This is a genomic window from Paenibacillus sp. Marseille-Q9583, assembly GCF_976954365.1.
In genome coordinates this window covers 1-14,284 of the sequence record NZ_CDRJTB010000011.1, presented here as the reverse complement: position 1 = coordinate 14,284, position 14,284 = coordinate 1, and the positions used below count along the sequence as shown (strand labels likewise).

The following is a 14,284-nucleotide window of genomic DNA, read 5'->3' as shown; positions in this document are numbered from 1 at the left end:
GCAGACCTTACTTGTACATCCGATACAATGCTGTAGTTCTTGCAAAAAACAGATCACCCTCACGGTCCATTGCCAGCAGCCGCGCATCGTCATTCAACACCTCAAGCTCCTCACTCCGCACATCAAACTTGAACAAGCGATTCATCGACACGCCGTACAACATGCCTTTCTTGTAGAGCAATTCATTGCCGCTACGCCAAAAATGAGTCACATCATTCCAGTCCATGGAGAACAAAGAGTAAGTCTTTACAGTAAGCTTAAGCTGTGGATCGAACCGAAATAACTTACCTGCCGTCAAACCCCAAAGATGCCCTGCATCATCTAGAACCAAAGCAGAAATAGCCCTTTCCCCTTTCACCGGTACACCTTCCCATACTTTGCAGCGCTTCTCTTGATCCCAAATCATTAGAGAGGCATCCGCACGCTGAGGAGCAATCCCAAGTCCACCCCAGACGGACCCTCCAGCAAACAACAGCTGATCTCTACAGGTCAAGGACACCACACTCTGCTGCGGCAAAAGATTTCTGAACACCTCACGTGCACCGCTAGCAGGATTGTACAGTGTCAACGCTCCTCCATGCCGACCATAGGAAGGGACCGTTCCAATTGCCAGCTCTTCTCCTGCCCAAGCCCAAGCAAAAGGACGGTCCTGCTCCTCTTCCTGAAGGGAAAATAGCAGCTCTGGATTCTCACCCGGCTTCCAATCTTCGTTCGGGTCATATTTGAAAATATTCGCTCGCGGATATACACCTAGATAAAGACAATCTCTACCAGCAAGCATACCTTCCGTCTGACCAATGCCCCGATATGAAATGATCTCGTCGGCTGCCTTATCGAATCTGGACAGCCCACCTGCGAAATACCCTCCGATGTAGAGAGCATCATCAGGTCCATAGGTCATAGACTGCAAATGGACCGATTGACCTTGCAGGCCGAAGTCTTTGACCGTATACCGATCCGTCGCCGGATCGTAAATCCAGCAACTCCCGTCCCTGTATACACCCGTTAAGCAGCGCTCTTTCCGATTTAGAGCATGGTTATTCAGCCAGCCATAATCACCTGCAGGCTCCGGCATAGCTAGTGAAGTAACGAACAGACTTCCAGTCCGGACATCATAACGCTGCAAATAGTCATCTTTAATGAAATACACATTTCCCAGCTCATCCGGCGGCGAAACACTAAGTCCACTCACATGATCCAAAGTGTCTCCCCACTCCTGCAGTTCCAGATCATAAATGTACAATTGTGCAGAAGGTGTGATTCGAGCAAAAAGCTTGCCCTGAACGATGTTCAAGTCATAAACCAGCTGCTCGCCTTTACATTCATCCGGTAGCCTGATTTCCGAGCGTTCTCCCGTATCCGTATCCAGTACAACAATATGTGGGGTTTGTGTACCAACTCCCACATAGAGCTTACCGTTCCATGATTCCATAGAACGCGCATACTGTTCCCCAGCTACCATAGCACCGTAATCCCTAAACACTCCTGTCGCTGGGTCATACTGGAACACTTTCCCCCCAGGATAACATCCCCCATAGATCCTGCCTTGCGTATCTGCTGCCAACTGCCACGTATAGAATTCACCGGGAATCATCTCACCCAGATTCTCCACACCATTCTCATGAGTGTACCTGTACAAAACACCACTTCCCCCGATATACACTCCGCTGGTTGTTAAGACTACACCCCAGCAATGATCCGAGCCTTCCAGCGCATACCGTTCCACCGCTTGTTCACCACTCGGGTCTAGAACAAATAAGATACAAGGACTTCCGGAAGAAACAGCGTAGATCCGGTCTGCCCCTTGCCATGTTCCATAAGCTGAGGCCCAAACCGCCAGACCGTTCAGTGGTTCTCCGATCCGCAGCGCCTTCATCTGCTCCCGCCTTCTTTCGTCAACTGTTCCTTCACCTTCGTTTCACATCCAGAGACTGCTGCAGGATAAGCTAAGACCGCTCCCAACAGATCCACCGGGTCCTCTGCATAACGCCGAAAGGCTTCTTCACAGCGTTCAACCGGGAATATCGCGCTAATCAACGGCTTCACCTGAATGTCCCCTTCAGAGATTAACCGAATATATTCAGCCATATTACGACCTTCCGTCCACCGCACGTAGCCGTAAGGATAGTCGATCCCCCTCCGCTCATAGATAGGATCATATCGTCCGGGACCTCCGGCTCTAGAAATCAGCACTTGGGCTTCCTTCCCGAACATCAGATCACGAGAGAAATCAGGCTTAACATCTCCAACCAACAGTACCTTGCCGCGATCCCGTACCCACTCTAGCGCTTGATCAATAAGGTCGCCTGTTTTACCACCGGCGCATACAATGACTGCATCTGCTCCCATGCCCTCCGTCAGGTTAGCAAGATGTTCCTTAACCTTCTCCGGGCTAGTAGCGATATGTCTAATTCCAAGGCGCTCAGCCATCTCACAACGCTCTGCAAGCAAATCATAGACGATCACCCGGCATCCAGCCGCCTTAGCAATCTGAGCAACCAACTGCCCAAGAATTCCGGCACCGATCAGCACAAGTGTCTCCCCAAACTGCGGTGCAACCTGCCTTACTGCATGTACTGCAATAGCTCCAAGTCCTACTGTTGATGCTTCCTCTGAACTAACATGGTCAGGAATGGGCACCATCAGATGCTGAGGCATTAGCAGCCATTCTGCATGCTTTGCATAAGGTCCGCCGTAACAAGCAACCCGAAGACCCTCAGGCCAGTGTTCCATTCCTTTCCCACGTGTTCGGATTACACCCGCTGCACTGTATCCAAGTACAATTTGTTGCGTACGGTGCAGGCCATTCATCATTATTTCCGTTCCGGGGCTAATCGCCGAATATTCAGTCTGGACTAGTACAAATCCATCCTCAATGACTGGTGTCAGAACATCCGACATGCGAATCTGTCCTTCCTGAGATATTACCGCCTTCATATGTCTTCTCCTCCCGACTGCTTCAGAAACGATTCCGTCACATGCAGCATCTTCTCTATCGCTGTTACTCCTTCAACGCACCGATCATTACGCCTTTTACAAAATATTTCTGCAAAAATGGATAGATCATTAGAATGGGAACGGTAGCAATGATAATCGTAGCGAATTTAATAGATTCACTAATACGAAACACCTCATCTTGGGTAACACCGGCCAGCATATTTTGCGCAGAGGATTGAATCAGGATTTCCCTCAAAATCAATTGAAGCGGGAACAAATTCCGATCCTGTAAATAAATCATGGCCGAGAACCAACTGTTCCAGTGGCCTACCGCATAGAAGAGGGTCATCACCGCCAGAACCGGCATGGAGAGCGGAAGCACGATCCGCAGTAAAATTCTGAAATCATGGGCGCCGTCTATCTTGGCAGATTCTATCAAACTATCAGGGATAGACTGAAAAAAGGTCCGCATCACTATCAAATTAAAGGCACTAACCGCACCAGGCAACAGCAGCGCCCACCGTGTATCATATAAGCCAAGCTCACGGACATTCAGATACGCAGGAATTAGACCACCACTGAAAAACATCGTGAACACTATGAAAGCCATAATGACATTTCTACCCTCCAGATTCTTTCTGGACAGAGGATAAGCACCGAGTGTAGTTAGTACCAGATTAATTAACGTACCGACAATGACATAAAAGAAAGTATTTCCGTAAGCCGTCCATACCCGCGTATCCTCAAATACCAGCTTGTAAGCATCCAGATTAAAGCCGATTGGAAAAAAGCTTACCTTCCCCGCAGCAATAGCATGAGCATCGCTGAATGAGGAGACCAGCACGTACCACATCGGGTACAGGAACAGGAAAGAACACAAGATCAGAAACAGCACATTGCAGCTGTCGAAAATGATTTCACCCATACTGCGTTTCACAACCATTGTCTACCCTCCTAAAAATCGTACAAAACTCGCATCGGAAGCTTATGCTCACCATAGACTGCTCTCAGTTGTTTTCCGGCTAATACGGTTGGCTAGAACGAGTAATGTGAAGTTAATAATGGAATTGAATAATCCTACCGCGGCAGAAAAACTGTAATTCGCTTCCATCACACCTCGTCTATAAACAAATGTTGAAATAACATCCGCAGTGACGTACGTTCCAGGATTGTAAAGCAATATAATTTTGTCCCAGCCCACATTCAGCAGGGTACCCACATTCAGAATCAAGAGGATTAACACCGTAGGCAAAATCCCAGGCAGCGTTATATTCGTTAGCTGCTTCCATCGTCCTGCACCATCTACAACTGCAGCCTCGTACAGGCTCGGATTGATGCCAGATAACGCTGCTAAGTAGATAATTGAGTTCCAGCCCAGGCTCTGCCACATGCCAGAGCCCACATAGATCGTTCGAAACCATTCCGGCAGAATCAGGAACTGGATAGGCTCAGAGATCAGGCCAATGCCAAGCAACAGGCTGTTAATGATGCCTCCGGGCTTGGTGAAATCAATAATCATCCCACAAATGACGATGAGCGAAATAAAATGCGGCAAATAAGACACGGTCTGCAGAAAGGACTTCAGCTTCTTGAGCCGCAGCTCATTGAGTAGCAGTGCAAAAGCAAGTGAAGCAGGAAAAATGAAGATGAGTGAGTAGAAGCTCATTAAGAAGGTATTTTTAAGCAGTCTGAGAAAATAATAGCTTTCGAAAAACTTCTCGAAATTCTTGAAGCCCACCCAAGGACTATCCGTGATCCCCAAGTAGGGATTGAAATTCTTAAAGGCAATGATCGCCCCATACATCGGCTTGTATTCAAAAATCAGAAAATACAAAACCGTAGGGAGTAACATGAGATACAGATAGCGATTGGAGGCTATCCGCTTCCAGGGAATCGGACTCCTCTTGACCGGAAGCTTTCTGCTTTCAACTTTAGCGACTTTTACAGGTACAGCCATATAGTTCTCCTCTCCCGGAAACTGGCGTTAGTCATAGCTGTCATGTGGCGAGCGGTCACAAAGCACTCTCTGAACCGCTCGGCCCACGACAACCTCCTCACAAGCTGAATCATTTCCCTTTAAATCGCTCGTATGCAACCTGATACTCTTTTAACACATCGTTGATTCCCATCTTCTCAAGTTGCTTCATTACTTTGTCATAGTCCTCAATCTTTTGGCGCCCCATGATCATGGCATTGATTGTTTCGGCTACATAGGTCTGAATATCGGCCATCAAAGGAACAACTACATCGTTTTCCTCTGTTGTGAATTGGACTGGAGGCAACTTGCTATCAAAATCGATATAGTCACTGTATAGCTCGAGCGGATTCTCCATCTGTCCGTTAGCTTCTCGGATTTGTTCAGCATATCTGGTATCCGCTACCGTAGCCCAGCTTCCGCCCCCAATCGTATGGTTCAGCAGTTCTTGCGTATTCGTGAGGCCATTGGTCGGATGAGTCACTTCTTTCTTATAAATCGGTTCTCCGTTTACCAGATCATATGACTTGCCTTCAACCCCAAAGTTGTTCAGCAGAATGCCTTCTTCTGAGTATTGGTAATCCAGCCATTTCATCACTTCCTCAGGATGTTCCGTCCGCGAGGAAACCGCTAATCCGTGTGCTGCTGCCTGCCAACGGAAGGAGACATGACGTTGATCACCGTTCGGTCCTTTAGGTGGAATGGCTGGTGCAATTTTGAAGGTTGGATGTTTGCCCTCCATTAGGGTAGTAAAGTTCCCCATGTAGGAGCCAGACCAACCAAACCATGCCCCTGCCACATCGGTAGTCACCTTCTCAGTCAGCGTCTGGAATGTGGTATCTACCAGATAGTTCGGGTCAAGCAATTGTTCATCGTAAAGACGGTGCAGATAGGTTACGACATCTTTGAATTTAGGATCATTCGGGCCATATTTTACTTGACCATTATCCACGAAGAATCCGTAATCGACGCCAAAGGCAGGCGCGAATAACATCATGATATTTTCCAAGTTGACTGTGACTAGTGGAATTTCATCCTTCTTGCCATTTCCGTTTGTATCCTGCTCCCTAAAAGCCTTGAGCATGTTATACCAATCTTCGGTAGTTTCCGGCATAGCCAGACCCAGCTTATCGATCCAGTCTTTCCGTACTTGTGGGAACATTTGAGTGAGATCCTGTGAATCAAGAACGAGATTAGGTAGGTAAAAAATGTGGCCTTCAGGCGAAGTAATTTGTCCCCGGATATCCGGGTTGTCGTCGAGGATTTTCTTGAAGTTTGGTGCGTTTTTCTCAATTAAATCTTCCAGAGGAAGCAGCGCGCCTTGTGTACCATATTTTCCGGAATCCGTGCCCCATAGATCATTGTAGATAATGTCCGGCAGCTTACCAGATGACATCAATAGGCTGAAGGCTTCCGCACTGGCTTCCGTACTATGCTGAAAGTCAATATGAATGTTAGTGTTCTCTTCCATTTGCTGAAAGGATAATTTCTCATTAAAATTAGTTCCTCTGAAATTGCCGCCGCTTGGTGACCAAAGTGACAGTTCAAGCTTATCTGAAACAATCGGGAGCTCCAGACCACCTACTGTTTTACCTTCCTTAGCGGGAGCTTGCGTAGCCTTCTGAACTTCCGCAGTAGGATCTGCGGTATTGCCCGTCTTAGTATTCGAACCGCCGCAAGCAGATACGAGTGTAACTAATGACAACAGGACAGGCAGCAGCAGAACTAATTTCCTTTTAGCAACATTCATAATTCAACCCCCTATTAATAACTAAAAAATAAGATAATCATTATGATATATTCACTAACATCAATCAGAAGGAATCAACGATACATTAATAAATTTTTAAATGAGTAATCACTCTGGAAATTACCTTTTATAAGGGATATCCTCCTTTCAACTGCCTTTTTTCTACTTTAATTAGACGAAAACATCTGTTCTGACTTCTTTTTGATTTACATTTCAGAGTATCAGATCTCTTTTTTCACTAATCTGATATATATCTGATGTATTTTATTATATTTTCCAGCCTACATGATGTCAATATAATAATAAGAAATATCTCTAATAAGTGTAACCTTATATAACATGTACCTGTCGCAAAATGTTGAAATCCCTCAAATTTAATAGAAAACGCTTACAAAATCACTCGTATTTAACTGCTTTAAATAAACCATCTCTGTCTCATACAGATTAGGCACAATATACAACTTCCGCTTGCTTTTATTTAAAAAAATGCGTAATAATGGCCCACCAGCACCATTATCACGCTTTACTGATATCTAAAGAGAACAGCCTTCGCAGAAAAACACCTTTTAAACCTTCTGATCGGCAGCATCCTGCTCCGAAATTAAGATACTCAGCTCCTCATGAAGCGTTTCTTCATCAATCATCTTTGACCAATAAGCGTTCAACAATTTACGAAAGCTTTTTAGAACGGCTATGGGAAGTCCTAGATCTTTTAGGTATGAGAAGGTTGGAAATAACTCCCTGTACATCAGATATCTCGAAGGACGATTCAAATGATCCGCCGTGCTCATCTCAGCGATCCGCTTTCGAGCTGGAATACTAACCGTCCGTTCCCGGATAATTTTCTGTGCTTCTACGGAAGCAAGGAAGTTAACGAATTGACGAGCCGCTTCCTTTTGTCGTGAATTTCCGACCACAGCCGCTCCGATCGTGACCAGTAATGTCTTCTGTGGATCCTTTGTTTTCAGCCTAGGTAACGGTGCAAGATCATAATCCAGCGTTAACGCCTTGAATTCATTTAAATTAAAAAAGGTCGTCAGAATCATAGAAACTTGTTCTTGGACAAACAAAGAAATCGTCTCATCTTCATGATTGCCAGCAAGATATTTAGGGAAAATCTGATGGTTGTTCACGAGCCTACTATATACACTGAGACTATTTGCCGTCTCCGGACTAAGTGTACGGTGTTCGGTCCCGTCTGCCACGGTTTGAATCCCGCTCTGCAGCAGGAATACAGAATAACGGTTCTCAGAAGCAGGCACAAAATAAATGGCATGGCGTCCACGTTTCTCCGCCAACTGACGAGCCGCCTCAATCAAGTCATCCCATGTCCAATAGCTATCTGGCTCCGGCAGATCTGCTTCCCGAAAATGAGCCTTATTGTAGCACAGCACCACAGGGGAGAAGGAAATTGGATAGGCATACAACTGATCTTCATGATAAAACGCTTCCGTCGCAATTGGATATAATTCAGGATCAGGGTCAAGCGATTCCAAGAGCTCAGCCGAGCCATTTTCGGCCAGTTCCTGAAATTGCGTGCTATTCAGCGATACGGCATCAAGCATCCCATTATTGATCATCTCTACGGCGGAATTCACATGGTCAAAATCATTCAGCGCCAGCGGAAGAATATGAATACCGGGATGCAGTCGATGAAATTCACCAATTAGATCATCCAACAGAAAGTCCTTGGACAGCGAGGCACTGCAGCCAAAATGAATACGGATTCTCTCCTGCACGGATTCCATAACCTTGCTTCCGACACGGTCGATTTTGACGATAAGACCTTCTTGGACTAACACATCCAGCCCTCTTCTGACCGATTTATTGCTTAACTCAAATTGCTTGGCTAGCATACTCTCTGCCGGCAGATAAGCACCTGGCTGTAGCACTCCACTTAGGATATCCGTACGAATCTTACCCACCATATGATCCAGTCGCTCTCGGAAGGAATGACGACCTGATTTATTATTCATGTACAATTCTCCCCGAAAAATCCAAATTTACATCATCTCCCTCTTATTTTGCGTCAACTCTGAATTGAAGTCAAATGAAAATTCCGAATTTTCCCAAAGTTAGCTTAAACAAAAAAAACAGCACCCAAACTCCGGATGCTGCTGTTTATTGTCTCTTATTATTTTTCGTCGAGAGGCTTACGAATCGCATTGCCCACCTTCACAAGAATATCAGTCATCGAAGTCTCATCATTTACATCATAATCATCAATGTTCAAACGAAGCACTGGGCAAGCTGTAAACTCGTTGATCCATTTCGAATATCTGCCATGCATATGCTCCCAGTAGGAAACATCCGTTTGAATTTCCATCTCACGGCCACGTTCATTAATTCGGGTCAGGATTGAAGGCAGGCTGCCTTCAATATAAATCAGCACATCAGGGTGCGGGAAGTATGGCGTCATAACCATAGCTTCATACAAGCTGGTGTAGGTTTCATAATCCGTTTTAGACATTGTACCTTGATCTGCATGCATTTTCGCAAAAATACCGGTATCTTCATAGATCGAACGGTCCTGAACAAAACCACCGCCGAGTTCGAACATCTTCTTCTGCTCTTTGAAACGTTCGGCAAGAAAATAGATTTGCAAGTGAAAGCTCCATCTCTCAAAATCATGATAGAACTTTTCGAGATAAGGATTATGATCGACCTGCTCTAGCGAGGTTTGAAAATTAAGTCTTTTGGCCAAGGCGCCTGTTAAAGTGGATTTCCCCACCCCGACAGTTCCAGCCACGGTAATAATGGCATTTTCCGGGATATGATATGAATTCATTTCATTAGCTCCTTTATATAAGAGACAATTTCAGTGAAGTGTTCTGGATTCTCCACGAAATCGACTGCATTTCCATCAATGGTAATAATTACGGTCGAAGGTTCCTGAATGGCAAGAGAGGCCATCGCGTCATCATAATCTTTAATTAATTGCTCCAAATACGCAGTATCCATCCCCTCTTCAAAGGGCCGCCCTCGTTTTTCAATTCTGGTTAATAACGTATCTAAATTGGCTTTAATATAGAGGATAATATTTGGCTTTGGCAGATCATCCGTAAGCACATGATAAATTTGCCGATACTTTTCACGTTTCGTTCCATTCAGCGTTCGTTCTCCAAAGATGAGATTCTTATAAATATGGTAATCCGAAATGACCGGGATCCCTTTATCTATGTATTGTGTAACGGTATCTTCAAGCTGTTTATAACGATTACAGAGAAAAAACATCTCCAGTTGAAAGCTCCAATCGTCCATGTTCTCATAAAATTTAGCTAGAAACGGATTCTCATCGACAATCTCTTTAATGATCGGTAAATTTAACTCCTCTGCTAGCATAGACGCTAATGTTGTTTTTCCAGCCCCGATTGGGCCTTCCACTGCAATAAACGGTGCATGTCTCATTGACGCTGACTTCCTCCTCAGATACGAACCTTTCAATAGCTATTCAAGCATAAATGCCTTCGGCGTCCTTATAAGAACGGTAAGTGTTTAAGCGAGAAATATAAGAATAAAGTATAGTGTGAAACTTATACTTTATTTTATTTTTAAAAAACAGACTAAATTATTGTATCACATGAGACCTTTCTTGTGAGTGGGTAAATATGAAGAAACTTTTCCAGTAGTTCTAGCGTCTAAATGTAAGATAATGGATTTTATCGTGAACATATCAAATTTATCTAATAAGAAAAAGAGAGGTATTCCTATGAAAAAAAAATGGATCAGCATGGTTAGTGCTCTTCTAGTATTAAGCCTCGCCTGTAACGTAAGCGCAGCTGCAGCTGCAGAGAACACAACTACGACTACCAACCTCACTTCGTATGGCGCGGATTATCTGACCAAAACAGATGGTTCCTTCTGGGTATGGGGCGGTAATCGCTCCGTCCCCACGCAAATCCATGACCTGAATGAGGTACAAGCATACTTTGGTTCCCAATATGTAATGAAGAAAGACCTTTCGGTCTGGCAATGGAGAACATCGGCATACTCTGAAGCTGTTAAAGTGACCCCCATTCAAGAGCTAGATAATCTGGTAGATATAATCATGACGGGAAATAGAACGATAGCGCTTAAAGGAGACGGGACGATTCTAAGCGCCCCCCTTTCATCCGATGGACTCACTACCTCCGCGTTCATTCCGGTTCCCGGGGTCGATAACGTGGCAGCTGTGGGCGGTTACTATGAGTCTGATCTTCATAAGAGCTGGACACGTTACGTGTTCTTAAAGAAAGATGGAACAGTTTCTACTACACGCGATGACTTCGAAAGCTTCGAAACCATCCAGAATTTAACGGATATTATTCAAGTCAAAAACAATCTTGCACTTAAGAAGGACGGCTCCATTTGGAGTTGGCCTGTCCAAGATTATTACAAGAACCAGGGAGCTCCAATAGATCTATCTGCGACCCCTCTCAAGGGAATCAGTAATATTATAAGTTTAAAAGGAAATCAGAACAGCCTATTAGCCATTGATGGGTCCTCTCAATTATGGTTCTGGGGTGCTACGATTACAGGTTCCTCAGACGGAACAACCTATCATGAACAACCACCGATTCTTCTAAAAGGGGTCAAGAATGTAGTTGATGCTTACATCGTTGAGCGCTCTATTGTTGCATTAACCAGGGAAGGAAACGTCTATCAAACTTCTATTGAAAACGAAATGATGCCCGTAGATTCAAAATTCACACTTCTCGAAAAAGAAGTTAGCAGCCTAAAGAAAGGTGGACGACATATCATCATGCAAAAGAAAGACGGCTCACTCTGGGGCTGGGGCGTCAATAAGGACGCACAGCTGGGCTATGGCGACTATGAATTCAGCCATGCCGGACCCGTTCCAGTGCAAAAGCCTATTTCGATCTCCTTAAACGGAGAATCTATCCCACTCTCAAATGGAGTTATTACTCGAAACGGACAAAATTTCGTCCCGCTTCGATCGCTGTTCGAGAAATTAGGAGCCACAATTACCTATAAAGAGAACATTACAGCAGCGAAAACAATAGATAAACAAATTATGATCACACGAACCGCTACAGATAAACCGGCTCTCGCCATTACTATTAACGGTGTAACTGGAGCGACAATGGTGAACAATAAAACCGTAAATCTTCCTACACTACCCTTCATCGTAAACGGTTCGATGTATCTGCCACTTCGCTTTATAAGTGAGCAACTCGGAGCAAATGTTGAGTGGCTCCCACAGGAGGAGCGCATCGCCATCACGATGCAATAAGGAGTAATCAAAAAAGGTGTCCCATCACGGGACACCTTTTCATTAATCTTAAGATAAACGTTCGCTGAAATCTTCGAAAGCGAACTGTTTGATTACTTTGATTCCCTCTTCTTCATTGTAACTAACAATGGAAGGCAGATTCACACCGTTAAACATATGATTCTTCACCATGGAATAATGGGCCATATCAAGGAATACGAGTCTATCGCCGTATTTCAAAGGCTCCTTAAAGGAATAATCTCCGATAACGTCTCCCGCTAGGCAAGTCATTCCACCTAATCTGTACGTATAAGGATATTCCCCAGGTTGTCCAGCATCGATAATGTTCGGACGGTACGGCATTGCCAGTACGTCCGGCATGTGGCACTCTGCTGAGGTATCGAGAATCGCAATGTCCATTCCGTTATGCATCACATCGAGAACGGTAGCTACCAGATATCCGGTATTGAGAGCTACTGCCTCTCCCGGCTCCAGATAGATTTCCACACCGTAAGTCTCTTTCATGTGTAGAATACTCTTCACCAGGGTCTCCAGATCATAATCAGGGCGTGTAATATGATGACCGCCACCGAAATTAAGCCATTTCATTCCTTTGAGATAAGGTCCGAACTTCTCTTCGACTACTTTGAGCGTACGCTCAAGTGTATCCGAATTCTGTTCGCACATGGTATGGAAGTGTAGTCCATCAATGCCCTCAAGCTCCTCTGGTCTGAAGTTAGGGAGGGTTACTCCCATTCTGGAATAATTGTAGCACGGATCATACAGCGGAACTTCAATCTCAGAATACTCTGGATTCACTCGAATACCGCAGCTGATCTGCTTCGGTGCATTCTTAACGCGATCCTTGAATCGATTCCACTGGTCAAAAGAATTGAACACAATGTGGTCGGAGTATCTAAGAAGCTCATCGAATTCACTATCTATATAAGCTGGTGCGTACACATGAACCTCTTTACCCATCTTTTCATAGCCAAGTCTGGCTTCGAACAAGGAGCTTGAGGTTACGCCATGCAAGTACTTGCCAACTAGCGGATACAAGGAATGCATGGAGAAGCCTTTTTGCGCGAGCAAAATCTTGGCTCCAGTGCGTTCTTGTACAGAATTCATAATCTCAAGATTGCGTGTAAGCAATCTTTCATCTACAAGGTAACATGGTGACGGGACTGCGCTGATATCTATATCCATTATCGCGCCTTAGTCTAACAGCGTTGGCGAGAAATCTTCTTGCCAAGGCAGACCATGTTTATTTAAAGCTTCCATGAATGGATCTGGATCGAACTCTTCGACGTTGAATACGCCCGGCTTCTTCCAGATACCTTTTATAATTAACATCGCTCCGATCATTGCAGGAACGCCTGTAGTGTAGGAAATGGCTTGGGAGCCAACCTCTGCATAGCACTCTTCATGATCACAAACATTGTATACATAATAAGTTTTTGGCTTTCCGTCTTTAGTTCCTTGGATGATACATCCAATGTTCGTTTTGCCTTTTGTTCTTGGTCCCAAGGAAGCTGGGTCCGGTAAAATCGCCTTCAAGAATTGCAGAGGAACGATCTCTTTACCTTCATACATGATAGGCTCGATAGAAGTCATGCCAACATTCTCAAGCACTTTCAAGTGAGTCAGGTAGTTCTGCGAGAAGGTCATCCAGAAGCGGATCTTCTTCACGCCCTTGATGTTAACTGCCAAGGATTCCAATTCTTCATGATACAAGAGATAAATATCCTTTGGTCCAATTTCCGGAAGATCGTATACTTTTTTCTCGGAAAGTGGTGCAGTTTCAATCCACTCGCCATTCTCGAAATAGCGGCCATTGGCTGTAATTTCACGAATATTGATTTCAGGATTAAAGTTTGTTGCAAATGGATATCCGTGATCACCAGCATTGGCGTCTACAATATCAATGGTATGAATCTCATCAAAATAGTGCTTTTGAGCGTAAGCTGTGAACACGCCTGTTACACCTGGATCAAATCCACTACCAAGCAACGCGGTAAGGCCTGCTTTTTCGAATCTTTCTTTGTAAGCCCACTGCCAAGAGTATTCAAATTTCGCTGTATCTTGTGGTTCATAGTTGGCAGTATCCACATAGTGCACTCCTGTTGCCAGGCACGCATCCATGATTGTCAGGTCCTGATATGGGAGAGCGACATTAATAACGACATCCGGCTCAAAGCTCTTGATCAGTTCAATGACTTCGTCCGTATTATCTGCATCGACCTGAGCAGTAGAAATCTTCGTGCGGCCTCCGGCTAATTTATCTTTCAGAGCGTCACATTTCGCGACAGTTCTGCTAGCTATGCAGATCTCTTCAAATACATCCGGGTTCTGGCAGCATTTGTGAACAACAACACTGGAAACACCGCCAGCGCCAATAATTAACGCTTTT

11 protein-coding genes are annotated in these 14,284 nt (G+C 44.8%); 1 reads left to right on the top strand and 10 read right to left on the bottom strand.

Features of this window, described 5'->3' with window-relative positions; all coding sequences use genetic code 11:
- Window positions 1–7: 7 nt before the first annotated feature.
- The 8 genes from ACWNM1_RS07575 to ACWNM1_RS07540 form a co-directional block, all read right to left on the bottom strand.
- Window positions 8–1,876, bottom strand: a complete 1,869-nt coding sequence (locus tag ACWNM1_RS07575; RefSeq protein WP_449600526.1) for a WD40 repeat domain-containing protein — start codon at window positions 1,874–1,876, stop codon at window positions 8–10.
- Complete coding sequence (locus tag ACWNM1_RS07570; RefSeq protein ID WP_449600525.1) at window positions 1,873–2,937, bottom strand: zinc-dependent alcohol dehydrogenase; 1,065 nt, start codon at window positions 2,935–2,937, stop codon at window positions 1,873–1,875. Before ACWNM1_RS07570 ends, ACWNM1_RS07575 begins: the two co-directional genes overlap by 4 nt.
- A 64-nt stretch (window positions 2,938–3,001) precedes the next feature.
- On the bottom strand, window positions 3,002–3,880 hold the full coding sequence (locus ACWNM1_RS07565; RefSeq protein WP_042126182.1) for a carbohydrate ABC transporter permease: 879 nt from the start codon (window positions 3,878–3,880) through the stop codon (window positions 3,002–3,004).
- Window positions 3,881–3,928: 48 nt separating this feature from the next.
- On the bottom strand, window positions 3,929–4,894 hold the full coding sequence (locus ACWNM1_RS07560) for an ABC transporter permease (protein WP_081951079.1): 966 nt from the start codon (window positions 4,892–4,894) through the stop codon (window positions 3,929–3,931).
- 109 nt (window positions 4,895–5,003) lie between these two features.
- Window positions 5,004–6,662 carry an extracellular solute-binding protein gene (locus ACWNM1_RS07555; RefSeq protein ID WP_449600524.1) on the bottom strand — a complete coding sequence of 553 codons (1,659 nt, stop codon included), beginning with the start codon at window positions 6,660–6,662 and terminating at the stop codon, window positions 5,004–5,006.
- A 566-nt stretch (window positions 6,663–7,228) separates the two neighbouring features.
- On the bottom strand, window positions 7,229–8,638 hold the full coding sequence (locus tag ACWNM1_RS07550; protein WP_449600523.1) for an extracellular solute-binding protein: 1,410 nt from the start codon (window positions 8,636–8,638) through the stop codon (window positions 7,229–7,231).
- Window positions 8,639–8,796: 158 nt separating this feature from the next.
- Window positions 8,797–9,450 (bottom strand): deoxynucleoside kinase, encoded by a 654-nt coding sequence (locus ACWNM1_RS07545; protein ID WP_449600522.1) that lies wholly within the window; start codon window positions 9,448–9,450, stop codon window positions 8,797–8,799.
- Complete coding sequence (locus tag ACWNM1_RS07540) at window positions 9,447–10,070, bottom strand: deoxynucleoside kinase (protein ID WP_449600521.1); 624 nt, start codon at window positions 10,068–10,070, stop codon at window positions 9,447–9,449. The genes ACWNM1_RS07545 and ACWNM1_RS07540 overlap by 4 nt, the downstream gene beginning before the upstream one ends.
- A 301-nt stretch (window positions 10,071–10,371) precedes the next feature.
- Here ACWNM1_RS07540 and ACWNM1_RS07535 point away from each other — a divergent pair, with 301 nt between their 5' ends.
- Window positions 10,372–11,895, top strand: a complete 1,524-nt coding sequence (locus ACWNM1_RS07535; protein ID WP_449600520.1) for a stalk domain-containing protein — start codon at window positions 10,372–10,374, stop codon at window positions 11,893–11,895.
- Window positions 11,896–11,943: 48 nt separating this feature from the next.
- Here the strand turns inward: ACWNM1_RS07535 and nspC are convergent, their stop codons facing one another.
- Both nspC and ACWNM1_RS07525 read right to left on the bottom strand, forming a co-directional pair.
- Window positions 11,944–13,080 carry a carboxynorspermidine decarboxylase gene (gene nspC / locus ACWNM1_RS07530; RefSeq protein WP_449600519.1) on the bottom strand — a complete coding sequence of 379 codons (1,137 nt, stop codon included), beginning with the start codon at window positions 13,078–13,080 and terminating at the stop codon, window positions 11,944–11,946.
- Between the two features lie 9 nt (window positions 13,081–13,089).
- Window positions 13,090–14,284 (bottom strand): saccharopine dehydrogenase family protein (locus ACWNM1_RS07525; protein ID WP_449600518.1); only part of this gene is annotated, 1,195 nt, incomplete at its 5' end.

Excerpts from the sequence above, each read along its gene's own strand:
- ACWNM1_RS07575 (WP_449600526.1), bottom strand. The coding sequence starts at position 1,876 with ATGAAGGCGCTGCGGATCGGAGAACCACTGAACGGTCTGGCGGTTTGG.
- ACWNM1_RS07570 (WP_449600525.1), bottom strand. The coding sequence starts at position 2,937 with ATGAAGGCGGTAATATCTCAGGAAGGACAGATTCGCATGTCGGATGTT.
- ACWNM1_RS07565 (WP_042126182.1), bottom strand. The coding sequence starts at position 3,880 with ATGGTTGTGAAACGCAGTATGGGTGAAATCATTTTCGACAGCTGCAAT.
- ACWNM1_RS07560 (WP_081951079.1), bottom strand. The coding sequence starts at position 4,894 with ATGGCTGTACCTGTAAAAGTCGCTAAAGTTGAAAGCAGAAAGCTTCCG.
- ACWNM1_RS07555 (WP_449600524.1), bottom strand. The coding sequence starts at position 6,662 with ATGAATGTTGCTAAAAGGAAATTAGTTCTGCTGCTGCCTGTCCTGTTG.
- ACWNM1_RS07550 (WP_449600523.1), bottom strand. The coding sequence starts at position 8,638 with ATGAATAATAAATCAGGTCGTCATTCCTTCCGAGAGCGACTGGATCAT.
- ACWNM1_RS07545 (WP_449600522.1), bottom strand. The coding sequence starts at position 9,450 with ATGAATTCATATCATATCCCGGAAAATGCCATTATTACCGTGGCTGGA.
- ACWNM1_RS07540 (WP_449600521.1), bottom strand. The coding sequence starts at position 10,070 with ATGAGACATGCACCGTTTATTGCAGTGGAAGGCCCAATCGGGGCTGGA.
- ACWNM1_RS07535 (WP_449600520.1), top strand. The coding sequence starts at position 10,372 with ATGAAAAAAAAATGGATCAGCATGGTTAGTGCTCTTCTAGTATTAAGC.
- nspC (WP_449600519.1), bottom strand. The coding sequence starts at position 13,080 with ATGGATATAGATATCAGCGCAGTCCCGTCACCATGTTACCTTGTAGAT.